Consider the following 20,785-nt stretch of genomic DNA (forward strand, 5'->3'; position numbering starts at 1 on the left):
CTCGTCAAACTTGATTAGCGGGTGTCTCCCGGATGCCGCTCATCCGTGGCGTACGGGTTCTCCTCGCCCTCCGCGAGGACGCCGACGAACGGCTCGCCCTCCCCCGCGAAGGTGTACGCGCCGCGCTCGATCCGCGCGATCAGGCCCCGCGTCCAGGTGGCCTCGGCGTCGGCCGTGTGGATCCAGAGGTTCATGATCTCCCCGATGTGGCCCAGTTGCTCAGGTCCGTCCTCGGGGACGTAGTGCTCGGTGACGGCGGAGCGCCACTCCTCGATGCCGTGGATGCGCTCCTTCAGGAGCGACACGGCCTCCGCGCGCGGGAGGTCGACCACGAAGCCGATGGCCGCCGACTTCACGTCCGTCTTCTGGTCGTAGGAGGTCAGCGCCTCGCGCAGCAGCCTGAAGTACTCCTCGGTGCCGGCCTCGGTGATCTCGTACTCGGTACGCGGCGGGCCGCCCGCGGTGGACGGGGCCGTCTCGTGCTCGCGCAGCAGCCCCTGCTTCGCCATCTGCTTCAGGGCGTGGTAGATCGAGCCCGGCTTGGCGTTGGACCACTCGTGGGCGCCCCAGTACTCCAGGTCGCCGCGCACCTGGTAGCCGTGGGCCCGCCCGTGCTGACGCACGGCGCCCAGCACGAGAAGACGGATCGCTGACATGCGCCCAGGTTATGGCGTGGCGGACACGCGCCCGTCAGGTGCCCGGGCGCATGTCCGCCGTGCCGCCGAAGCACCGGCCCTCAGGGGTCGGTCGGCTCAGAACGGGAATCCGCTGCGGCCGTGCTGGACCGAGATCCACTTCGTGGTGGTGAAGGCCTCCAGGGTCGTCTCGCCGTTGAGGCGGCCGACGCCGGAGTTCTTCTCGCCGCCGAAGGGGACGATCGGCTCGTCGTGGACGGTGGCGTCGTTGACGTGGAACATGCCGGTGACGATCTGCTTGGCGAAGGCGACGCCCCGCTCGATGTCGGCGGTGTGGACGGCGCCGCTGAGGCCGTACGGCGTGTCGTTGGCGATGCGGACCGCCTCCTCCTCGCCGTCGAAGGTGTTGATGAAGACGACCGGGCCGAAGACCTCCTGCTGGAGCAGGGCGGAGTCGGCGGGCAGGCCGGCCAGCACGGAGGGCTCGACGAGGTTGTCCGTGGTCGTGCCGTGCAGCAGGGCGGTCGCGCCCTCGGCGATCGCCTGCTCGACGGCGCCGGTCACGGCCTCCGCCTGCTGGGAGTTGATCACCGGGCCGATGGCGGTCTGCGGGTCGCGCGGGTCGCCGGCCTTGAGGGTCTTCACCTTGGCGACGAACTTCTCGGTGAACTCGTCCGCGAGCGAGCGGTCGACCAGGATGCGGTTGGCGGCCATGCAGACCTGGCCCTGGTGGACGAAGCGGCTGAAGACGGCAGCGTCGACCGCGTAGTCGACGTCGGCGTCGTCGAGGACGACGAAGGCGCTGTTGCCGCCGAGCTCGATGATGGACCGCTTGAAGTGCGAGGCCGCGACGGTGGCGACATGGCGGCCGACCTTGTCGGAACCGGTGAAGGAGATGACCCGCGGGATCGGGTGCTCCAGGAAGGCGTCACCGATCTCGGCGATGTCGGTCACGACGACGTTCAGCAGGCCCGGGGGCAGTCCGGCGTCCTCGAAGAGCTTGGCGATCACGGTGCCGCCGGCGATCGGGGTGTTCTGGTGCGGCTTGAGCACCACACCGTTGCCGAGGGCCAGCGCGGGGGCGACGGACTTCAGCGACAGCAGGAAGGGCACGTTGAACGGGCTGATCACACCGACCACGCCGACCGGCTCCCGGTAGACGCGGTTCTCCTTGCCGTCGATCGGCGAGGGCAGGATGCGGCCCTCGGGACGCAGCGCCAGGTGGATCGACTCGCGCAGGAACTCCTTGGCGAGGTGCAGCTCGAAGGCGGCCTTGCCGAAGGTGCCGCCGGCCTCGGCGACGAGGACCTCGCTGATCTCCGCCTCGCGCTCCTCGACCAGCCGCAGCACCTTCTCGAAGACCGAGCGGCGGGCATAGGCATTGGTCGCGGCCCACTGCTTCTGGACCCGGGCGGCGGCACGGTAGGCGTCGTCGACCTCTTCGACGGTGGCTATGGTGATCGAGGCCAGCTTCTCGCCGTCGTAGGGGTTGAAGTCGATGATGTCCCAGGACCCGGTCCCCGGACGCCACTTACCGTCGATGTACTGCTGGGCCAGGTCAGTGAAGTAGGACGTCATGTGATCCCTCAATCCCCTGCTGCGATCGGCTGCGATCGATCGGCATCACGATCTGATCACACGTCATCGTACGGGGGTTTCAAGGGAGTTGGGGCCGTTCCAGGAGGCGCCGAGGGTAATCCCTAGGACAGCTGGATCAGGCCGCGCAGGAGGTCCCGGCTCTCGTCCGGCCCGGGGCTGTCCTGCTGGAGCTCCTTCAGCGCCTGCTCGTACTGCGCGACGTCCTCGCGCTTGTCGAGGTACAGGGCGCTGGTGAGCTGCTCCAGGTAGACGACGTCCTGGAGGTCGGACTCCGGGAAGCTCAGGATGGTGAAGGCGCCGGACTCGCCGGAGTGCCCGCCGAAACTGAACGGCATCACCTGGAGCCGCACGTTGGGGCGCTCGGAGATCTCGATCAGATGCTGGAGCTGTCCGCGCATCACCCCGCGGTCGCCGTACGGCCGGCGCAGCGCCGCCTCGTCGAGGACGATGTGGAAGTCGGGGGCGCTCTCGGCGACGAGGTACTTCTGCCGCTCCAGGCGCAGCGCCACGCGGCGGTCGATGTCGGCCGCGTTCGCGCCCTTCATGCCGCGGCTGACGACCGCGTGGGCGTACGCCTCGGTCTGCAGCAGGCCGTGCACGAACTGGACCTCGTACGCCCGGATCAGCGCGGCCGCGCCCTCCAGGCCGACGTAGGTGGGGAACCAGTTGGGCAGGACGTCCGAGTAACTGTGCCACCAGCCCGCCACGTTGGCCTCACGGGCGAGTCCGACGAGTGCCTGGCGCTCGGTGTCGTCCGTGATGCCGTACAGCGTCAGCAGGTCCTCCACGTCCCGGGTCTTGAAGCTCACCCGGCCCAGCTCCATCCGGCTGATCTTCGACTCCGAAGCCCTGATCGAGTAACCCGCCGCCTCGCGCGTGATGCCGCGTGCCTCACGCAGCCGCCGTAGTTGCGAGCCGAGCAGCATCCGCCGCACCACCGATCCGGGCTCTCCCGCGCTCACGTTCGCCAGCCTCCCCAACCGTCTTAGGGGCCGCAGTCTGCCACTAAAACACTTCGAGCAGTACTCGTCCGATTACAGAGATGGAAAGAAGACAAAGGATACGTACAGCGCGATGCGAGGGAACAGTGAGGGGAAAGCAAGGGAAGTGGCTCTGATGGGCGAGAAGTTGGCGGAAAAAATGGCCAAGAAGCGGTACGGGCGGGTCCATTTCGGTCACGTGCACGTGCATCTGCCCTTGCATCCGCAGTGCGCATCGGAAACCATGGTCTCGCGCCACCGCTGCATCGCAACGACCGCGAATCCCGGGAGTGCCTCGCATGGGGACGAATGGATCGACCATGCTCGAGCCGTTACGGCAGGGCCTTCCGCCGCTTGATCCCGCGGCCGTGTCCAACGCCGCCTCGTGTGCCCTGCCCGCCCGCTTCGAAGCGGTGCGCGAGGCCCGGCAGTTCACCAAGCGGACCCTCGGCCAGTGGGACGTCGGCGACCGTTTCGACGATGTCTGTCTGGTCGTCTCGGAGCTGGTGACCAACGCCCTCAGACACGGACTCTCCTCCGACGACGTCCCGCACGTACCGGACCGGCAGCATCCGCCCGTGCGGCTGCACCTGATGCGGTGGACCGAGCGACTCGTGTGCGCGGTGCGCGATCCCAGCCGGGAGAGTCCGCTGCCCCGCGAGAGCGACGACTTCTCGGCGGAGTCGGGCCGCGGCCTGTTCCTCGTCGACTCCTTCGCCGACAGCTGGGGCTGGCACCCGCTGTCCGGCAGCCTGGGCGGCAAGGTCGTCTGGGCACTCTTCCGGCTGCACACGCCTGCCGAATGACGAACCGCGGCGCGCTCTGACGCCGCGGTTCTACGCGCGTTGCCCGCCGTTTTCGCGCGACAAGTCCGAAATCCGGGTGCGCGCGGAGTGAAGGCGCGGGGAGAAGGGACGGAGAGCGGCCGAGACGAGGGCGAGGACGTCGAGGGACGTCAGCTCGCGATCAGGTGGTCGAACTCGCCGTCCTTGATGCCGAGCAGCATCGCCTCGATCTCCGCGCGGGTGTAGACGAGTGCGGGACCGTCGGGGAAGCGCGAGTTGCGCACGGCCACGTCACCGCCCGGCAGCCGTGCGAACTCGACGCAGGAACCCTGCGAGTTGCTGTGCCGGCTCTTCTGCCAGGCAACCCCGTACAGCTGTGTGGCCGTCATGCCGTTGTGCACGTCGTGCCCCCCGTCAACGTGGTGGTCCACAGGTCGCTCCCTGGTGGTGCACTGGCTCGTGTGGCCATTGGTGCCGTGGTCAACTGTCCCGGATCATAACCCCGTTCATGTGCAGACGCATGAGCAGATGCACGTGCACGCGGGGTGCCTGCCTGGTTACAGCTTTGACGCCCGCTTTACCCGGCGTTCCGCCCCGCGCGTCCGGGTCGGCGGTCGACGTCGGGTCCACGTGAAAGTCGTCCGGATCGAACTACTCCTGCACTAGGAACAGACGCACGGCGCGGCCGTCCTGTTCCGTCGACACGGGAACGGATCGGCTGACGGGGGCCGGTGTGCGGCGGCGGGGCCGTCCCGAAAGGAGCGGTTCCGGCGGATGCCCGTCATCCGCTCGGCACGGCAGGACGCCCCTCCGGATGTGGCTTCGCCCGGTGTACGCCAGTGCCGCGGGACGGCGGGCGGCGCGGCGGCCGGGCACTCCTCAGGCATCCCGCCCGACGCCGAAACCCCCCGACACCTGTCCGTCCGAGGCCGAGCCGACCGGCCCGCCACCCCGGCCGGGAACGGGACACCCCGGACGACGACGATCGACGGCGACAAGCCGCCGCCCCCGCGCACGACGGTGAAGTCGGCCGCGAGGGCGGGACGGAGACGGCCCGACGCCGTAGCGACGCCTCGGCTCACTGTCGGGCCGGCGGCTGCCTCGAACGGCCAGGGCGAGTAGACGCCGTAGGTGAATCCGGTCATCCGGATGAGGGGCGGGCCGTACGGCGACAGCGGGCCCGGAAGTACGGATGGAGCCACTCCCGGGCGGGGCGCGGGTGGACGGGGAGGACGCGTACAGGACAGCTGCGGGAAGGGGCGGGGCGGGTCAGCGGGGGCTGGCGTACGGGAGTAGGGCCATTTCTCGGGCGTTCTTGATGGCTCGGGACAGTTGGCGTTGCTGTTGGGCGGAGATGCGGGTGATCCGGCGGCTGCGGATCTTGCCTCGGTCGGAGAGGAACTTCCGCAGGAGGTCGGTGTCCTTGTAGTCGATGTACGTGATCTCGGCCTGGTCGAGCGGGTTGGGGCGGGCCTTGGCCGGCCGGTGCTCGGTCTTGCGGGGCATCGGTTCAGACCTCCAGGAGGGTGTCGAAGGCGGGCGGCAGCCGCTTCCAGGCGGCCCGGCCGGCGGCGTACTCGGTGTCGGTGAGCAGGCAGGACTCCAGGAGGTGCGCCAGGCCGTCCCGGTCCAGGCCGGGGGACGTGAAGACCAGGTGCTGGCAGCAGTCGCCGTGCTCGGGGTGCCAGTCCAGCGCGGCGGCGGCGCGGCGCACCGGCGGGACCATGTCCCAGGCCGCGTCGGGCAGGGACGCGAGCCAGGGACCGGCCGACTCCACGCACAGCGCTCCGCCGGCCGCGTCCCAGTGGAGCAGGACATCGGGTTTGTCGGCGAGCCAGAACCGGCCCCGGCTGCGGGCGGCCGCGCAGGTCAGGTCCTCCAGCGCCGCGTACAGCCGCTCCGGGTGGAACGGGCGGCGCCGGTGCCAGACGAAGGTGCTCACCCCGTGCGCGTCGGCCTCGGCGGGCAGCAGCGCGCAGGCCGGGTGCTGGGCGGCGGCGGCCGACTCGACGTCGAAGCCGGCCAGCACCGCCCGGGCGAGAGCCGACCGCGCGTCCGCACGGCCGGCCGGCCCGATCCGGACCTGGCGGGCCGTCGGGTGCAGTTGCGCCAGCAGCTCGCGGTCCTCGTCGTCGGCCTCCTCGGAGTCGACGACGGCCAGCACGGGCGCGTACTCCAACTGGCGCGCGAAGGTGTCGGCGACCGTGCGCCGGTCGGTGGCGGCCGCGGCGAGACCGCACTCGGCGAGGTCGTCGCCGTTGCCGAGGCAGGGCAGGAGCAGCGCCGGATCGACGGCGGTGACGACGCCGGTGACCGTGAGCCCGCCGGCCACGACCACCTCGGCCATGGCCTTGGGCTCGACGGAGTCCCACAGTTCGACGACCGCGAGACGCGTGCTGCCGTCGTCGGCGAGGCGACGCAGCTCGGGGACGAGATCCTCGCGCAGGGCGCAGCAGGCGCAGTCGTTGACCAGGGGCGTCTCGCCGGCGGCGAGGATGCCGGTGGCGTCGCTGACGGTCCGTACGACCGTGCCCGCCACGGCCGTCGAGAGGTCGTGGTGGAGCACGACGCTGCCCGGGACGTCGGCGAGCAGACGCGCGACCGTCGTCCGGCGGGCGTCGGCGTGCAGTCCGCCGACGATCACGACCGACATGTTCACGCCCCGCCCCGCTTCCCGAAGCGGCGCTCGAAGCGCTCGACCCGGCCGGCCGTGTCCAGGACGCGGGCGGTGCCGGTGTAGAAGGGGTGGCTGACGTAGGAGATCTCGACGTCGACGACGGGGTAGGTGTTGCCGTCCTCCCACTCGACGGTCTTCCCGGCCGTCGTGGCGGTCAGCGTCGAGCGGGTGAGGAAGGCGTGGTTCGCGGCGCGGTCACGGAAGACGACAGGACCGTAGGCCGGGTGGATTCCCTTGCGCATGGCGGTGGTTCAGCGCTCCTCTCGGAAGTCGACGTGACGGCCGACGACGGGGTCGTACTTGCGCAGGGTCATGCGGTCCGGGTCGTTGCGGCGGTTCTTGCGGGTCACGTAGGTGAAGCCCGTTCCCGCCGTGGACCGGAGCTTGATGACCGGGCGGAGTTCGTTGCGTGCCATGCTGCTACCTTACTGAAAATGAATTCCATTAGTACTACTGCCCCTGGCATCGACCCTGGAGAGGTACGTCACCCGTGTCCGCGCACTGCATGCTGACCGGCGCCCAGCCGGGCTTCGGCAACCGCATCTCCCACTCCCACCGGCGCACTTCGCGCCGCTTCGACCCGAACATCCAGTCCAGGCGCTACTGGCTGCCGAGCGAGAACCGCCACGTACGGCTGCGGCTGAGCACGAAGGGCATCAAGACCGTCGACACGATCGGCGTCGAGGCGGCCGTGGCGCGCATCCGCGCGCGGGGGGTGCGGATCTGATGGCGAAGAAGAGCAAGATCGCGAAGAACGACAAGCGGCAGGCGACCGTCGCGCGGTACGCGGCGCGGCGGGCCGAGCTGAAGGAGATCATCAGGCGGCCGGAGTCGACGGACACGGAACGTGAGGCGGCACAGCGGGAGTTGCGCGCACAGCCGCGGGACGCGAGCGCGACGCGCGTACGCAACCGGGACCAGGTGGACGGGCGCCCGCGCGGGTACTTCCGGACGTTCGGGCTGTCCCGGGTGAGCCTGCGGGAGCGGGCCCATGCCGGACATCTGCCCGGGGTCCGGAAGTCGTCCTGGTAGGTCACAGGCCACCCCCAGTGTTCCGCGGGGACTTGCTGGTAGCTTGCTGCGGTCCCTTACCGGGCCGTACGGCCCCACGGTCCGTACGGTCCGCGGTCCGTGCGGTCGACCCGGTCGGCCGGCTACAGCTTGGGAGCTTGCAGTGACTTCGGCGATCTTCTCGCGGGGCGCGTCCCGTCGGCCGGTGCGGGCCGCGGCCGTTGCCGCGGCCGCCACGCTGGCGGGCGTACTCGTGCTGACGGGGTGCAGCGACGACGGGGGGTCCGACGACGGCTCCTCGGCGACGCCCACGACCGGAGGCACGAGCGGTGCGACGGACTCCGCCTCGGCCTCCGTCTCCGCCTCGGGTGAACTGGAGGGCAGTTGGCTCGCCACGACGGACGGCAAGGCCGTCGCCCTGATCATCACCGGCAAGCAGGCCGCCCTCTTCGTGACCGGCGGGACCGTGTGCAGCGGGACCGCCGGCGAGGAGGCGGGCATGCAGATGATCCACCTCAAGTGCACCAGCGGGACGGACGACCGGACGACCGGCATGGTCGACTCCGCCGACGCGAAGTCCCTGAAGGTCACCTGGTCGGGTGCGGTCGGCAAGGAGACGTTCGCCAAGGCGGAGGGCGGCCAGTGGCCGTCGGGGCTGCCGTCGCCCGGCCTCGGGTAGTCCGGAAGCCCTCTCGACTTCGCGGGGCCCGGAACGGCTCGGACGGTCCGGGTAGCGAAGCGGTCACGAGAGCGGGGGCGCGCGACACGTGCACGCGCGCGTGCGTGATGATCCTTCGAGCACCGTCACGAAACCCTAGGGATCACTCATGCGCGCCGTTCCCCTCACCGTCACCGCTCTCGCCGCGGCCCTGCTCCTCACCGCCTGCGGCGGCGGGGACGACAGCGGCTCCGGCACCGACGAGAGCAAGGCCGCCGAATCCACCGCCTCCGCCGGCGGCGCCTGCGCCGCCGACGACCTCGGCCAGGAGGTCGGCCCCGTCAACGCCGCTCCCGCCGCCGGTGACAGCGGCAACGTCACCGTCACGCTCACCAACAAGGGCGCGGAGTGCACCCTGAACGGCTTCCCCACCGTCGATCTCACCACCGACGGCGGCTCCACGACCGTCCCGAAGGACGAGGCCGCCGAGGCGCAGGCGCTGACCCTCCCGGCGCAGGGCACCGCCACCTTCACGATCACCTATGTGCGCGGCGAGGACGGCGGCGACCAGAGCCTCGCCGTCAAGACGGTGAAGTACGGCCTGCCGGGCGGCTCGGCCGACCAGAGCTTCCCCTGGTCGTACGGCGATGTCGCCCTCAAGAGCGGAAAGGTGCCGGACGCGACGGTGAGCGCCTTCCAGCAGGCGGGCGACTGATCGACCGGGCACCGGCCCCCGACCGGAGTGTCACGGCAGGCGGGGCCGGGACCGCATCCTGGCCCGGTCCGCCGCGTCGGCGCCCTCGGTCCAGCCCGCCTCGTCGGTGACTCCGCGCAGGCGGGTGGAGACGGTCTTCGGGAACATCCGGTCCGTCGCGGCGGTGACCGCGACGGACCGGGAGGCGAGCACAGGCAGCAGTTCCTCGGTCACCTGGGTCTCGGCGGCGGCGGTGACCTCGCCCAGGCGGGTGCCGATGCGGTGGGCGTAGGCGGCGAGGAAGGACTGCCGGAAGGTCTTGGTCCGCCTGCGGCCGCCGGCCCGCTGGGCCGCCTCCGCCTTCGCCATCGCGGACTGCGCCTGCACCAGCAGCGAGGTGTAGAGCAGCTCCACCACCTCCAGATCGGCCTCGAAGCCGACGACCGTGGAGAAGGCGAAGGGTTCGTTCCACACCGCCCGGCAGTGGTTCGCGTCGGCGACCGCGTTCAGCAGCACCGCCTTCGCCTGCTCGTACGGCGGCTCGACGCCGATCCGGCAGGCGCCCGGCGCGTCCGGGGCCGGCGCCTGGGCGTCGAGCAGCGCCTCGTCGACGCTGTGCCGGGCCATCAGCTCCTGCGCCTTCGCCGTGAGCGCCTCCGCCTCCTGCGGAAACCCGGTCGCCTCGGCCTTGGCGAGCAGCGCGCGGATGCGGGTGAGCATGCGGGAGTGCGAGCCCGGGCGGGACTGCCGGTGCGGTTCGGATTCCTGGAGGGGTTCGAGGGCGGGCAGGCGCAGCAGCAGGCGGTAGAGCTCCAGGACCGTGGTGGCGTACGTGAAACGGTCGGTGGCGGGCGCGGGCGGAGTGTCGTCGGACAGCTCCGCCAGCTGGGCGGCCCAGCGCCGTCCGCGCGCCCGGTCGTCACGCGCCTGCGCGCGGATCAGCTCCGTCACCAGGCCGACGTGGACGTCGTCCAGCTCGCGCCGTACGAACCGTACGAGGTCGGCGGGCTGCCAGCCCCGCCGCCAGGCCGCCGCCACGAACTCCCTGCCACGCCCGGCCAGTTCGGCGTCCGCCGCGCGGTCGGCGGCGAGGAGCGAGGCGCCGGTGTCGAGGGTGGCGTCGGCGGTGTCGTAGAGCGCGGCCCGGAAGGCGCGTTCGACGGTGCCGGACCGGCCGCCGGACGAGTCGCCGGCCGGGCCGCCGGACCGACCGCCGGACCGGTCGTCGGACCGGTCGTCGGACCGGTCGTCGGACCGGTCGTCGGACCGGTCGTCGGACCGGTCGTCGGACCGGTCGTCGGACCGGTCGTCGGACCGGTCGTCGGACCGGTCGTCGCTCGGGCTGCTGTGGTGGGTGCTGCTCACCGGTCGATCGTGTCACGGAGCCCGGCGCCGACGCCCACGGGAGTGACAACCTCGGGTTGACACTCCCCTACTGTCAACCTACGGTTGACACATGACGTCTCCACGACCCGGCACCACCTCGTCCGTCCGTCTCGACGACCTCATCGACGCCATCAAGAAGGTTCACAACGAGCCGCTCGACCAGCTCCAGGACGCCGTCATCGCCGCCGACCACCTGGGCGACGTGGCGGACCATCTCATCGGCCACTTCGTCGACCAGGCCCGCCGCTCGGGTGCCTCCTGGACCGACATCGGCCGGAGCATGGGCGTCACCCGGCAGGCCGCCCAGAAGCGGTTCGTGCCGAAGGAGTCGGCCGACCTCGACGCGAGCCAGGGCTTCACCCGCTACACCCCCCGCGCGCGGAACGCGGTCATGGCCGCGCACAACGCGTCCAAGACCGCCGGCAACGCCGAGGGGCTGCCCGCGCACCTCGTCCTCGGCCTGCTCGCCGAGCCGGAGGCCGTCGCGGCGAAGGCGATCACCGAGCAGGGCGTCTCCCTGGACGCGGTCCGCGAGGCCGCGACCGCCGCGCTCCCGCCCGCCGTGGCGGAGGCGCCCGAGCTGGTGCCCTACGGGCCGGACGCCAAGAAGGTCCTGGAGCTCACCTTCCGCGAGGCGCTCCGCCTCGGGCACAACTACATCGGCACCGAGCACATCCTGCTGGCGCTGCTGGAGTTCGAGAACGGCGAGGGCGTCCTCAGCGGCCTCGGCGTCGACAAGACCGGCACCGAGCGGTATGTCGCGAAGGTTCTGGCCACGATCTCGGTGCAGCAGGGGCAGGAGCCGGGACAGGAGCCGGGGCAGGAGCCGGGACAAGGGCAGGAGTAGCCGCCAGGGGCAAAAGCAACGGTCAGGGGCGTTGTCAGACCCTCCTGCCACACTCACAGCATGGCCGACCGGTGGGCACTCGCTCCGGCCGAGGACGGTGGCGTGGAACTCGCCCCCCTCGGTCCCGGCGGGCTGCCCACCGGCCCGGTGCTGCGGGAGGCGGACCTGGCGCGGGCCGTGCGCGACCGGCCCGACGTCACCCGGTGGGTCTGGCGCTCCACGGCCGAGGTGTATCCACGTCTGCTCGCCACGGGGGTGCGAGTAGAGCGGTGCTACGACGTCGAGGACGCCGAGACCCTCCTCCTGGGTCACGAGGGGCGCTCCGGAGAGCCCCGCTCGGCGGCCGCCGCGCTGGCCCGGCTGCGCGGCGGCCCCGTACCGCCGGACCCGCCGCAGCGCTCCGCCGCGCCCGGCGCGCAGTCCTCGCTGTTCGAGGCACAGGACACCGCCGTCCGGCTGCCGCTCGAAGACCTGCTCGCCGTCTACGCCGAGCAGCAGCGGCGGCACGAGCTGGCCGAACACCCGGCGCGGATGCGGCTGCTGACGGCGGCCGAGTCGGCGGGGATGCTGGTGGCCGCCGAGATGAACCGGGCCGGGCTGCCGTGGAGCGCGGAGGTGCACCGCGCGGTCCTGCACGACCTGCTCGGCGAGCGGTACGCGGGCGGGGGCGAGCCCCGGCGGCTGGCCGAGCTGGCCGACGAGGTCTCGGCCGCCTTCGGGCGCCGGGTCCGCCCCGACCTGCCCGCCGACGTGGTCAAAGCCTTCGCGCAGGCCGGCATCCGGATCAAGTCGACCCGGCGCTGGGAGATCGAGTCCCTCGACCACCCGGCCGTGAAGCCGCTGATCGAATACAAGAAGCTGTACCGCATCTGGGTGGCTCACGGGTGGTCCTGGCTCCAGGACTGGGTGCGGGACGGGCGGTTCCGGCCGGAGTTCCTCGCCCACGGCACGGTCACCGGGCGCTGGGTGACCAACGGCGGCGGCGCCCTCCAGATCCCCAAGATCATCCGGCGGGCAGTGGTCGCCGACCCGGGCTGGCGGCTCGTCGTCGCCGACGCCGACCAGATGGAGCCGCGCGTGCTGGCGGCGATCTCCCGCGATCCCGGGCTCATGGAGGTCGCCGGCCGGGAGAGCGACCTCTACCAGTCCGTCTCCGACCGCGCCTTCTCCGGCGACCGCGCCCAGGCGAAACTCGCCGTCCTCGGCGCGGTCTACGGCCAGACCTCCGGGGACGGTCTGAAGAATCTCGCCGCACTGCGCCGCCGCTTCCCGCGCGCGGTGGCGTACGTCGACGAGGCGGCGCGGGCCGGCGAGGAGGGACGGCTCGTGCGGACCTGGCTCGGCCGGACCTGCCCTCCGGCGAGCGGGGCGGGGGACGAGGGTACGGAGGAGGCCGGCATCCCCGTCGACTCCGCCACCCTCGGCGGTCCTGGCGGTTCCGGCAGCCCTGGCAGTCCTGGCGGAGACGACGACACCGCTGCCGACCGGCAGTGGGTGCCGGGGTACGCCTCGACCAACGCACGCGCGCGTGGCCGGTTCGCCCGCAACTTCGTCGTCCAGGGCAGCGCCGCCGACTGGGCGCTGCTGCTGCTCGCCGCGCTCCGGCAGGCCTGTGCGGGGATGGCGGCCGAGCTGGTCTTCTTCCAGCACGACGAGGTGATCGTGCACTGTCCGCAGGAGGAGGCCGAGACGGTCGTCGCCGCGATCCGCGAGGCGTCCGACCTGGCCGGGCGGCTGACGTTCGGGGAGACACCGGTGCGGTTTCCGTTCACCACGGCGGTGGTGGAGTGCTACGCCGACGCGAAGTGACCGGCTCGGTCGGGCGGGGACGCTTTCGGTGTCGCGTCGGCAGCGCATCGGCAGCGCATCGGCGGCGCATCGGATGCCGGCGGTTCGGACGCCGGCGGTTCGCATCAGGGCAGCTCGGGTTCCGGAACCTCGCCCCCCGCCGGCTCGGAATTCGCCCCTTCGGCCTTCGTCCCATCGACGTCGGCCACGTCAACTTCCGTCCCGTCGGCTTTCGCCAGTTCGCGGGCGAAGTCCCGTACCAGGTCGTGCGGGGTGTAGTGGCCGTATGCGTGCTCTTCCAGAAGTGCCACGTCGACGAGCCGGTTCAGGGCTGACTCGGCGCGGGGTTCGTCGGTGCCGGTGAGTCGGGCCAGGAGGGGGGCGTCGTACGTGGGCAGGTCCAGCGTGCCGATGCGGCGCAGGGCGAGGGCCGCGTCCCGGTCGGCCTGGCGTCCGGAGGCGGCGAGCGCGTCGTGGGCCACGGCGAGGGAGCGGCGGACGCTGAGATCGTCGTACTCCAGGTGGGGCAACCTGCTCTCGGTGTCCGCCAGTTGACCGGCCAGCCCGTCCGGGGTGAGGGCACTGCGCGCGGCGAGTCGAGCGGCGACGACGCGCAGTGCGAGCGGGAGGCGGCCGGTGAGGTGGACGAGGGGATGGGCCGCGTCCAGAACGGCACGCCCCTCGCCCGGACCGGACGCCGCACGCAGCAGGGCCGCACTGTCCTCGCCCGACAGCGGCCCGAGCGGGAAGCGGTGGGCGCCGTCGAGCGTGGTCAGCGGCGAGCGGCTGGTGACGATCACCGCGCAGCCGGAACCGGCCGGCAACAGCGGGCGGACCTGGGAGGCGGTCGCGACGTCGTCCAGGACGACGAGCGTGCGGGTCGGCGCGAGCAGGGTCCTCAGCAACGCGGACGCGGCATCCGGGTGTTCGGGGATGTGCCGGGGCTCGGTACCGAGGTCGCGCAGCAGGGCGGTGAGCGCCTGGGGTGCGGTGAGGGGGGCCATGCCGGGGGTGGCGCCATGCAGGTGGAGATAGAGCTGCCCATTGGAGAAACGTTCCTTCAGGGCGTGTGCGACGTGCAGCGCGAGCGCGCTCTTGCCTACGCCGGCCATACCGCTGAGGACGACGACCCGACTGTCGCCGGCAAGCGTGCGGTGGAGGAGACGCAGGGGCTCGACGCGGCCGGTGAAGTGGGCCGGCGGGGGCGGCAGTTGCGCCGGTCGGGTGCGCGGGTGGGCGAGATCGGGTGCGGACTTGGGCGTGAGCGCGGACTTGGGCGTGAGCGCGGGCGGGGGCGTGAGCGCGGGCGGGGGCTCAGGCTCGGTGGCCGGGGTGGGAGGTGAGGTCGTCGGAGTCGGAGTCGGAGTCGGAGTCGGAGTCGGAGTCGGAACCGCAGCCGGAGTCGGAGTGGCAGGCCGAGCCGGAGTGGCAGCCCGAGCCGGAGCCGGAGCCGGCGTCACAGCCGGACTCGGAGCCGGCGTCGGCGTCGGCGTCGGCGTCGGCGTCGGCGTCGGCGTCGGATCCTGAGCCTGCGTCGGATCCTGAGCCACGGTCGTCGTTGCAGCCGGAGCCGAGATCGGGGCCGGAGTCGGCGTCGCAGCCGGGCTCGGAACCGGAGTCGGGCGATCGTCGGTCGTGGGGGCCAGTATCTCCACGTGGGCGTCGCGTATCGCCGGGCCCGGTTCGATGCCGAGTTCCTCGGCGAGGCGGGCGCGCAGGTCGCGATGGACGGCGAGGGCCTCGGCCTGGCGGCCGGTGCGATGCAGGGCGAGCATCAACTGCCGGTGGTAGGCCTCGCGCAGCGGATGGTCGGCGGCCAGGGCCGTCAGCTCCGGGACGAGCCGCTCGAACCGCGTTCCGCCAAGGGCGAGTTCGGCGTCGTAGCGCCACTCCAGCAGGAGCAGCCGGGCCTCCCGCAGGCGTCGCACGAAGGCGTAGCCGCCCAGGTCGGCCGGGAGTCCGCTCAGCGGGGTGCCTCGCCACAGCGCGAGTCCCGCCGCGCACTCGCGCGCGACGCGTTCCCAGTTCCGGGCGGCGTGCGCGCCGCGTGCCGTGGCGACGTGCCGCTCGAACACGTGGACGTCGAGCTCGCCGTGTTCGACCCGGAGCCGGTAGCCGGGCGGCACCGCGCGCAGCCGCTCGGGGTCGTCGAGCAGCCGACGCAGCCGGGTCACGTGATTGTGCAGCGAGGCCTGCGCGGACACCGGCGGCGCGCCGCCCCACAGCGCCTCCTTGAGCGACTCGACGGGCACGATCCGGCCCGCGTCGAGGAGCAGGGACGCCAGCAGGGCACGTACCTTCGGGCTGCGGACGATGTCGTAGGGAGGGACACCTGCCTCGCACTCGGCGTCCGGCGCGTCGGCCGTGTACAGGACCGGTGGGCCCAGCAGCCCGAACCGCAGCCCGTACCGCCGCATCACGCCGCCCATCGTCCTTCCACGCCCGGTCCGCACCGAGGGTCTGTTCCTGAGTTGCCTTGCCGAGTTGCCTCGCCGAGTTGCCTTGCCGAGTTGCCTTGCCAGGTCGCGCTACGAGTCGCATGACGCATCGCTGACGATTCGCATCACCGAGTCGCTCGGCCCGCTCGCGCTCGGGACGCGTACCCGGCCGCCCTACCGGAACACCGAGTGACCAGCGGCATCGCGAAGAACCGTTGGCCACATGTTAGCGATCCGTTGGCGCGATCTGATGTGATCACATCATCGGAATCGGCCCGACGGTGCGCGCGTATCGACGCGCAACTCGGGGGAGCGTCGCCGCCGCGGCCGAATCCGGGGGCGCGCGGGGCCTCGGTCGGCGGAGGTGACCGACCGGGCCCTGCGCCCCGTTCCGTTGCGTGCCGTTCCGGTCCCTACTGGTGCGTGCCGTTCCGGTCCCTACTGGTGCGTGTCGTTCCGGTCCGTACTGGTGGTCCCGACGGCCCCTCAGATGACCGGCGGCCTGCCCAGCCGGGTCAGCCGCCACACCGTCCGCCACTTCATGGGCCGCCGATGTCCGGCCGGCTTGCGCACGCCCTCCGCGAACCCGCCGAACCAGGCCTTGAGACCGCCGAGCGAGCGGGTCCGCAGGAGGGTGACGGCGAGCCAGACGCCCAGGTGGACGGGGATGAGGAGCAGCGGAAGGTTACGGCGGACCAGCCAGACCCGGTTCCGGGCCGTGACCCGGTGGTATATCGCGTGCCGGGCGGGCGAGGTCTTGGGGTGCTGGAGGAGCAGCTCGGGCGCGTAGAGGATCTTCCAGCCGGCGTCGGTGGCGCGCCAGGCCAGGTCGGTCTCCTCGTGCGCGAAGAAGAACTCGGCGGGCCAGTCGCCGGTCTCCGCGAGCATGGCCATGCTCAGGGCGTGGCCGCCACCGAGGAAGCCGGTGACGTACCCGCCCTGCATCGGGTCCGAGGCGCCGACGCGCGGCACATGCCGGCGCTGGGTCTCGCCGTGCTCGTCGGCGATACGGAAGCCGACGATACCGAGGCGCGGGTCGGCGGCGTACAGGTCGCGGACGCGGCTCAGCACGTCGGCGTCGACGAGCAGCCCGTCGTCGTCCAGGTCGACCACGACGTCCACGTCGCCGAACTCCCTCAGCCGGGCGAGAGCGACGTTGCGGCCGCCGGGGCAGCCGAGGTTCTCGTCGACGTCGATCGTCGTGACCTCGCCGGGCAGGAAGAGGCGTTGGGCGAAGTCGGGCAGTTCGCAGCCGTTGCCGACGATCACGATGCGGGCGGGCGCCAGGTCCTGCTTGGCCACCGACTCCAGCAGCGCGTCGACCTCGGCGGGCCGGTTGCCCATGGTCACCACGGCCACGGCGATCCTCGGCTCCGCCGCGTCCCCGAAGTCCCCCACGTCCACCACGTCCCTCACTCCGTCCGGCCCTCGACGCGACCGCGTCCCGTCCACGCGCGGGCCCGTCGTTCACCTAGATGTTGCCTCAGGTGCGAGCGTTGCTCCGACGCCGCCTCATTTTGCTTCCCTTTTATGCCGGTTCTGCCTAAGCCGGTTCCGCCGATCCGGCCCCTTGGGGCGATGCGCCCGACGGGTCGCCTCGGTTCTCGATGGAGCACCGCGGTTCTCGATGACTCGCCTCTGGATACGTCGGCTCCGGTTACGCCGGTTCAGCCGCGTCGGTTTTCCCTGCGTCGGACGAACTTCAGCCCCGACCAGTCCTCCCCCAGCGCGGCGACCTTCACGTCCACGACACCGAGGGGCAGGAAGAGCTCGCGCAGGGCGTTCTCGGTGATGTCGCTGACGTGTCCGGCCGCCTTGCGGGGCCAGGCGATCCAGAGCATGGCGTCGTCGGCGAGGTCGCGGACGAGGGCCGGGGTCTCGGCGGCGAGGTCGGCGTGGTCGCGGTAGAAGGCGACGGTGATGTCGGCGTCGCGGGGGCCGCCCGGGGCAACGTGGACGCCGTCGGGCAGGCCGGGGAGGTCCCACCCGGCCGGGGCGTTTCGCAGCCGCACCCGGTGGCCGGGCTTGACGCCGAGCTTCTTGGCGAGGGGGGTGCCGGAGTAGCCGCCGGTCGCGGCCGAGTCGCTCACGGTCTCACCGTAGCCTCGGACCGGACCTGCCCCCGGTCGGAATCACCTCACCTGGAGGATCAGCCGTGCCCTTCCGCTGTGCCGTACTCGACGACTTCCAGAACGTCGCGACGACTCTCGCCGACTGGTCGGCGTCAGCGCCTGCGTCGGGCGAGGAGCTGGAGGCGGTCTCCTTCACCGAGCACTTCGTCGACGAGAACGAACTCGCCGCGGCGCTCGCCGACTTCGACTGTGTGGTCACCCTGCGGGAGCGCGTCCCCTTCCCGGCGTCGCTGCTGGACCGTCTCCCCCGGCTGCGCCTGCTGATCGCCTCCGGCATGCGCAACTCGGTGATCGACTACGCGGCGGCGAAGGCGAACGGCGTGACGGTGTGCGGTACGGAGAGCTCCTCGACTCCGCCGGTGGAGCTGACCTGGGCGTTGCTGCTGGGCCTCGCGCGCGGGCTGGTGCAGGAGAGCACCTCTCTGCGGGTGGGCGGGCCGTGGCAGTCCACGGTGGGCGCGGACCTGCACGGGCGGCGGCTCGGGCTGCTGGGCCTGGGGAAGATCGGCGCGCCGGTCGCCCGGGTGGGCCTCGCCTTCGGCATGGAGGTGAGCGCGTGGAGCCAGAACCTGACGGCGGGGCGGGCGGCGGAGGTGGGGGTGCGGCCGGCCGCCTCGAAGGAGGAGCTTCTCTCCGAGAGCGACTTCGTATCGATCCACCTGGCCCTGAGCGACCGCACCCGGGGGCTGCTCGGCCCGGCCGAACTGGCTCTCCTCAAGCCGACGGCGTACCTGGTGAACACCTCGCGGGCGGCGATCGTCGACCAGGACGCGTTGCTGACGGCGCTGCGCGAAGGCCGTTTCGCGGGCGCCGGCGTGGACGTCTTCGACGTCGAACCCCTCCCCGCCGACCACCCGATGCGAACGGCTCCCCGCCTGCTGGCCACTCCGCACCTGGGATACGTGTCCCGGGCGAACTACGAGCGGTACTACGGGCAGGCGGTGGAGGGGATCCGGGCGTATCTGGCGGGGGCGCCGGTGCGGGTGCTGGGCTGAGTCGACCGGGTGACCGGGTGGCCGATGACTTCGGAAACGAGCTACGCCGCGTTCAGTTCACACCAGACGAGCTTGCCCCGACGTCCCATCCGGGACAGCGGCTGCCAGTGCCAGAGGTCCGAGCAGGCCCGGACGAGGGCCATCCCGCGGCCGTTCTCGGCGCCGGCCGGCTCCTCCAGCCGTCCCGGCGGCTCGGGCGGCTCGGGGTCCGCGTCCCAGGCACCGATCTGCAGGATCCCGTCCCGGAAACGGAGGCGCAGACACGCGGGCCCCTTCGTGTGCAGTACGGCGTTGGAGACCAGCTCCGAGGCGAGCAGCTCCGCGGTGTCGACCAGGTGGATCAGACCGTGCAGGGTGAGGATCAGACGCAGGGTGCGGCGGCAGACGGTCACGGCGCGGGGGTCGCAGGGGATGTAGAGGGAGTACTCCCAGGGATCGAACATGCGTCAACTCCGAGTGGCGTGAGGGGATTTACGCGCGGTGGCATTGCCGCAGCCGTCGTGGCAGAACGGAGCGGTGCACTTCCGCAGCGTGTGCGGTACGTCACTGACGGTAGACCTGGATTTCCAGGTTAAGCAAGCCGGTCCCGTAATCTGACCCCGAACGAGTCGCGCTCACAGGCGCGTTGAAAGGAGTGACCGATGGGCTTGAGGCGCGAACCGACGGCACGTCAGGTGCGCTTGGCGATGGAGCTGCGCAGGCTCCGCGAAGCGGCCGGCCTCAAGGCGCGGGAGGCGGCGGCCCTGCTCGGAGTGAGCTCCACCCAGATCAACCAGATCGAGTACGGCCAATCGGGCGTGAGCGAGAAGCGGTTGCGCAGCCTGGCCGCGCACTACGCCTGCATGGACGAGGCGTTCATCGATGCCTTGGTGGCGATGGCGACCAATCGGACACGAGGCTGGTGGGAGGAGGACCGGGGCCGACTGCCTTCGGCATTTCTGGACCTGGCCGAGCTGGAGCACCACGCCACGTATCGGGCCGACGTGGAATGCCTGCATGTACCCGGCCTTCTGCAAACCGAGGATTACGCCCGCGCGGTGTTCGCATATCGGGTGCCCGAACTACCCGACCACGACCTGGCATTGCGGGTGGCACACCGCATGCGCCGTAAGGCGATCATCGAGCGGGCGGATCCCGTCCCGTACCAGGCGGTGATTCATGAAGCGGCACTACGCATCAGGGTCAGCAACCGCGCCGCCGCCCGTGCCCAACTCGCCCACATCCTCGACCTGTCCGAGGTGGACCACGTCACCGTGCGGGTGATCCCCTTCGACCGCGACGGCTTCGCAGGAGCTTGGAACACCATGATGTTGGCGGGCGGTGCGGTGCCCAAGCTGGACTCGGCGCAGCGTGACGGGCCGGAAGGCACGGCCCTCGTCGACTCCGAAGCCCAGCTCGGAGCCCTTCGAACGCTCTTCCGTAAGCTGAAGGCGGAGTCGCTGGATCCCGCATCGTCGCGCGACTTCATGAGCAGGCTGACGAAGGAGCTGTGAGGCGCGCTGTGACCACTCCCGGCAACTGGCAGAAGTCATCCTTCTCCGGAGGGTCCGACGGCAACAACTGCCTCGAACTCACCTCCACCGCCGCCGACACCCTCCGCCTCCGCGAAAGCGACAGCCCTGCCAGGGTCCTGACCACGACCCCGGCAGCCCTCGCCCACCTCCTGGCAGTCATACGCACCAACACCATCGCCGACCCCATGTGAGCGGGAGCTCGAGAGCAATCAGCCGGAGTTTCCGAGGGCCTCGGAGACAGCCTGCTTCTGGAACTCGATGACCTCACGGCATCGGGCATTCTCCAACTCCGCCCCAAGGCTGTAGACCGGAATGTCCTCACGGTCGAGCACTGCCTCGTAGCAGAAGCCCAGAACGCCGTACAGAACTTCTCCGCTCAGCCCTTCAGGTGCATCGCTGCAGGCGAGAAGCGCCGAGAGCATCTGCGAGGTGCCGTACTCCTCCGCGATTTCGTCGAGTTCCTCGTACTGGTCGAGCACGTCCTCCGGGAGCATGATCTTCTCGCGGCCCGCGCGGAGGTCCTCGTGCCCCAGTCTCAGCCCCTCGGCAAGATAGTCCCGGATCTCGACCGTCTCGATCGGGCCCATGATGTCGAGGGTCCAGTCCATCACCTTGAGAGCCGTGGCCAGTCGGCCAGTGGGCCGAA

At 71.4% G+C, this 20,785-nt stretch carries 24 protein-coding genes; 10 read left to right on the forward strand and 14 right to left on the reverse strand.

The window, feature by feature from the left end; translation table 11 throughout:
* Positions 1 to 14 precede the first annotated feature (14 nt).
* The 3 genes from OG933_RS20110 to OG933_RS20120 all read right to left on the reverse strand — a co-directional run bounded on the left by OG933_RS20110 (position 15) and on the right by OG933_RS20120 (position 3,160).
* Positions 15 to 656 carry a PadR family transcriptional regulator gene (locus tag OG933_RS20110; RefSeq protein ID WP_267019076.1) on the reverse strand — a complete coding sequence of 214 codons (642 nt, stop codon included), beginning with the start codon at positions 654 to 656 and terminating at the stop codon, positions 15 to 17.
* A gap of 96 nt (positions 657 to 752) precedes the next feature.
* Positions 753 to 2,213 (reverse strand): aldehyde dehydrogenase family protein, encoded by a 1,461-nt coding sequence (locus OG933_RS20115; protein WP_362522461.1) that lies wholly within the window; start codon positions 2,211 to 2,213, stop codon positions 753 to 755.
* 122 nt (positions 2,214 to 2,335) lie between these two features.
* Positions 2,336 to 3,160: a helix-turn-helix transcriptional regulator gene (locus OG933_RS20120; RefSeq protein WP_052183894.1), complete on the reverse strand. Its 825-nt coding sequence runs from the start codon at positions 3,158 to 3,160 to the stop codon at positions 2,336 to 2,338.
* A gap of 374 nt (positions 3,161 to 3,534) precedes the next feature.
* Between OG933_RS20120 and OG933_RS20125 the strand changes: the two genes are divergently transcribed.
* Entirely contained in the window at positions 3,535 to 4,020 is a 486-nt protein-coding gene (locus OG933_RS20125) for an ATP-binding protein (protein WP_028807289.1), read from the forward strand.
* Positions 4,021 to 4,169: 149 nt separating this feature from the next.
* Here the strand turns inward: OG933_RS20125 and OG933_RS20130 are convergent, their stop codons facing one another.
* The 5 genes from OG933_RS20130 to rpmG all read right to left on the reverse strand — a co-directional run bounded on the left by OG933_RS20130 (position 4,170) and on the right by rpmG (position 7,092).
* On the reverse strand, positions 4,170 to 4,388 hold the full coding sequence (locus OG933_RS20130; RefSeq protein ID WP_052183895.1) for a DUF397 domain-containing protein: 219 nt from the start codon (positions 4,386 to 4,388) through the stop codon (positions 4,170 to 4,172).
* An 880-nt stretch (positions 4,389 to 5,268) separates the two neighbouring features.
* On the reverse strand, positions 5,269 to 5,505 hold the full coding sequence (rpsR, locus tag OG933_RS20135; protein ID WP_362522460.1) for a 30S ribosomal protein S18: 237 nt from the start codon (positions 5,503 to 5,505) through the stop codon (positions 5,269 to 5,271).
* 4 nt (positions 5,506 to 5,509) lie between these two features.
* Positions 5,510 to 6,652, reverse strand: a complete 1,143-nt coding sequence (locus OG933_RS20140) for a CobW family GTP-binding protein (protein WP_405633451.1) — start codon at positions 6,650 to 6,652, stop codon at positions 5,510 to 5,512.
* Positions 6,653 to 6,654: 2 nt separating this feature from the next.
* Positions 6,655 to 6,918 carry a type B 50S ribosomal protein L31 gene (locus OG933_RS20145; protein ID WP_383470790.1) on the reverse strand — a complete coding sequence of 88 codons (264 nt, stop codon included), beginning with the start codon at positions 6,916 to 6,918 and terminating at the stop codon, positions 6,655 to 6,657.
* Between the two features lie 9 nt (positions 6,919 to 6,927).
* A complete protein-coding gene (gene rpmG, locus OG933_RS20150; RefSeq protein WP_019753828.1) occupies positions 6,928 to 7,092 on the reverse strand; it encodes a 50S ribosomal protein L33 in 165 nt (54 codons plus the stop codon).
* Between the two features lie 74 nt (positions 7,093 to 7,166).
* On the opposite strand from rpmG, the gene rpmB reads away from it, so the two are divergent.
* The 4 genes from rpmB (at position 7,167) to OG933_RS20170 (ending at position 9,060) form a co-directional block, all read left to right on the forward strand.
* Positions 7,167 to 7,403, forward strand: a complete 237-nt coding sequence (gene rpmB / locus OG933_RS20155) for a 50S ribosomal protein L28 (protein ID WP_054241771.1) — start codon at positions 7,167 to 7,169, stop codon at positions 7,401 to 7,403.
* Positions 7,403 to 7,708, forward strand: coding sequence for a 30S ribosomal protein S14 (rpsN, locus tag OG933_RS20160; RefSeq protein ID WP_362522458.1), 306 nt, complete (start codon positions 7,403 to 7,405; stop codon positions 7,706 to 7,708). Before rpmB ends, rpsN begins: the two co-directional genes overlap by 1 nt.
* Before the next feature lie 142 nt (positions 7,709 to 7,850).
* The gene (locus tag OG933_RS20165) at positions 7,851 to 8,366 is read left to right on the forward strand and encodes a hypothetical protein (RefSeq protein WP_405628170.1); all 516 of its coding nucleotides are present in this window, start codon (positions 7,851 to 7,853) and stop codon (positions 8,364 to 8,366) included.
* 148 nt (positions 8,367 to 8,514) lie between these two features.
* Entirely contained in the window at positions 8,515 to 9,060 is a 546-nt protein-coding gene (locus tag OG933_RS20170) for a DUF4232 domain-containing protein (protein WP_405628172.1), read from the forward strand.
* Between the two features lie 30 nt (positions 9,061 to 9,090).
* On the opposite strand, the gene OG933_RS20175 is transcribed toward OG933_RS20170, so the two are convergent.
* A complete protein-coding gene (locus tag OG933_RS20175; RefSeq protein WP_405628174.1) occupies positions 9,091 to 10,404 on the reverse strand; it encodes a DUF2786 domain-containing protein in 1,314 nt (437 codons plus the stop codon).
* Positions 10,405 to 10,495: 91 nt separating this feature from the next.
* Between OG933_RS20175 and OG933_RS20180 the strand changes: the two genes are divergently transcribed.
* Entirely contained in the window at positions 10,496 to 11,272 is a 777-nt protein-coding gene (locus OG933_RS20180; RefSeq protein WP_405628175.1) for a Clp protease N-terminal domain-containing protein, read from the forward strand.
* Between the two features lie 60 nt (positions 11,273 to 11,332).
* Positions 11,333 to 13,081, forward strand: coding sequence for a bifunctional 3'-5' exonuclease/DNA polymerase (locus OG933_RS20185; RefSeq protein WP_405628178.1), 1,749 nt, complete (start codon positions 11,333 to 11,335; stop codon positions 13,079 to 13,081).
* 104 nt (positions 13,082 to 13,185) lie between these two features.
* Here the strand turns inward: OG933_RS20185 and OG933_RS20190 are convergent, their stop codons facing one another.
* From OG933_RS20190 to OG933_RS20200, 3 genes are all read right to left on the reverse strand, one after another.
* A complete protein-coding gene (locus OG933_RS20190) occupies positions 13,186 to 15,489 on the reverse strand; it encodes a BTAD domain-containing putative transcriptional regulator (protein ID WP_405628180.1) in 2,304 nt (767 codons plus the stop codon).
* A gap of 495 nt (positions 15,490 to 15,984) precedes the next feature.
* Complete coding sequence (locus tag OG933_RS20195) at positions 15,985 to 16,905, reverse strand: glycosyltransferase (protein WP_362276356.1); 921 nt, start codon at positions 16,903 to 16,905, stop codon at positions 15,985 to 15,987.
* Between the two features lie 260 nt (positions 16,906 to 17,165).
* Complete coding sequence (locus tag OG933_RS20200) at positions 17,166 to 17,588, reverse strand: DUF3052 domain-containing protein (RefSeq protein WP_405628185.1); 423 nt, start codon at positions 17,586 to 17,588, stop codon at positions 17,166 to 17,168.
* Positions 17,589 to 17,653: 65 nt separating this feature from the next.
* Between OG933_RS20200 and OG933_RS20205 the strand changes: the two genes are divergently transcribed.
* Positions 17,654 to 18,625 (forward strand): D-2-hydroxyacid dehydrogenase family protein, encoded by a 972-nt coding sequence (locus tag OG933_RS20205; RefSeq protein ID WP_405628188.1) that lies wholly within the window; start codon positions 17,654 to 17,656, stop codon positions 18,623 to 18,625.
* Positions 18,626 to 18,666: 41 nt separating this feature from the next.
* On the opposite strand, the gene OG933_RS20210 is transcribed toward OG933_RS20205, so the two are convergent.
* On the reverse strand, positions 18,667 to 19,068 hold the full coding sequence (locus tag OG933_RS20210; protein WP_405628191.1) for an ATP-binding protein: 402 nt from the start codon (positions 19,066 to 19,068) through the stop codon (positions 18,667 to 18,669).
* A gap of 198 nt (positions 19,069 to 19,266) precedes the next feature.
* On the opposite strand from OG933_RS20210, the gene OG933_RS20215 reads away from it, so the two are divergent.
* Positions 19,267 to 20,118, forward strand: coding sequence for a helix-turn-helix domain-containing protein (locus OG933_RS20215; RefSeq protein ID WP_405628194.1), 852 nt, complete (start codon positions 19,267 to 19,269; stop codon positions 20,116 to 20,118).
* Positions 20,115 to 20,330: a DUF397 domain-containing protein gene (locus OG933_RS20220; protein WP_405628196.1), complete on the forward strand. Its 216-nt coding sequence runs from the start codon at positions 20,115 to 20,117 to the stop codon at positions 20,328 to 20,330. Before OG933_RS20215 ends, OG933_RS20220 begins: the two co-directional genes overlap by 4 nt.
* Positions 20,331 to 20,348: 18 nt before the next feature.
* On the opposite strand, the gene OG933_RS20225 is transcribed toward OG933_RS20220, so the two are convergent.
* Positions 20,349 to 20,747, reverse strand: a complete 399-nt coding sequence (locus OG933_RS20225) for a hypothetical protein (protein WP_405628198.1) — start codon at positions 20,745 to 20,747, stop codon at positions 20,349 to 20,351.
* Between the last annotated feature and the right edge of the window lie 38 nt (positions 20,748 to 20,785).

Origin of the sequence: Streptomyces sp. NBC_00016 (assembly GCF_045040885.1) — a bacterium.
Lineage (GTDB): Bacteria > Actinomycetota > Actinomycetes > Streptomycetales > Streptomycetaceae > Streptomyces > Streptomyces coriariae.

Bases quoted from the DNA above. Each gene is read 5' to 3' on its own strand.
- OG933_RS20110 (WP_267019076.1), bottom strand. From the start codon at position 656: ATGTCAGCGATCCGTCTTCTCGTGCTGGGCGCCGTGCGTCAGCACGGG.
- OG933_RS20115 (WP_362522461.1), bottom strand. From the start codon at position 2,213: ATGACGTCCTACTTCACTGACCTGGCCCAGCAGTACATCGACGGTAAG.
- OG933_RS20120 (WP_052183894.1), bottom strand. From the start codon at position 3,160: ATGCTGCTCGGCTCGCAACTACGGCGGCTGCGTGAGGCACGCGGCATC.
- OG933_RS20125 (WP_028807289.1), top strand. From the start codon at position 3,535: ATGCTCGAGCCGTTACGGCAGGGCCTTCCGCCGCTTGATCCCGCGGCC.
- OG933_RS20130 (WP_052183895.1), bottom strand. From the start codon at position 4,388: ATGACGGCCACACAGCTGTACGGGGTTGCCTGGCAGAAGAGCCGGCAC.
- rpsR (WP_362522460.1), bottom strand. From the start codon at position 5,505: ATGCCCCGCAAGACCGAGCACCGGCCGGCCAAGGCCCGCCCCAACCCG.
- OG933_RS20140 (WP_405633451.1), bottom strand. From the start codon at position 6,652: ATGTCGGTCGTGATCGTCGGCGGACTGCACGCCGACGCCCGCCGGACG.
- OG933_RS20145 (WP_383470790.1), bottom strand. From the start codon at position 6,918: ATGCGCAAGGGAATCCACCCGGCCTACGGTCCTGTCGTCTTCCGTGAC.
- rpmG (WP_019753828.1), bottom strand. From the start codon at position 7,092: ATGGCACGCAACGAACTCCGCCCGGTCATCAAGCTCCGGTCCACGGCG.
- rpsN (WP_362522458.1), top strand. From the start codon at position 7,403: ATGGCGAAGAAGAGCAAGATCGCGAAGAACGACAAGCGGCAGGCGACC.
- OG933_RS20170 (WP_405628172.1), top strand. From the start codon at position 8,515: ATGCGCGCCGTTCCCCTCACCGTCACCGCTCTCGCCGCGGCCCTGCTC.
- OG933_RS20180 (WP_405628175.1), top strand. From the start codon at position 10,496: ATGACGTCTCCACGACCCGGCACCACCTCGTCCGTCCGTCTCGACGAC.
- OG933_RS20185 (WP_405628178.1), top strand. From the start codon at position 11,333: ATGGCCGACCGGTGGGCACTCGCTCCGGCCGAGGACGGTGGCGTGGAA.
- OG933_RS20190 (WP_405628180.1), bottom strand. From the start codon at position 15,489: ATGGGCGGCGTGATGCGGCGGTACGGGCTGCGGTTCGGGCTGCTGGGC.
- OG933_RS20210 (WP_405628191.1), bottom strand. From the start codon at position 19,068: ATGTTCGATCCCTGGGAGTACTCCCTCTACATCCCCTGCGACCCCCGC.
- OG933_RS20215 (WP_405628194.1), top strand. From the start codon at position 19,267: ATGGGCTTGAGGCGCGAACCGACGGCACGTCAGGTGCGCTTGGCGATG.
- OG933_RS20225 (WP_405628198.1), bottom strand. From the start codon at position 20,747: ATGGACTGGACCCTCGACATCATGGGCCCGATCGAGACGGTCGAGATC.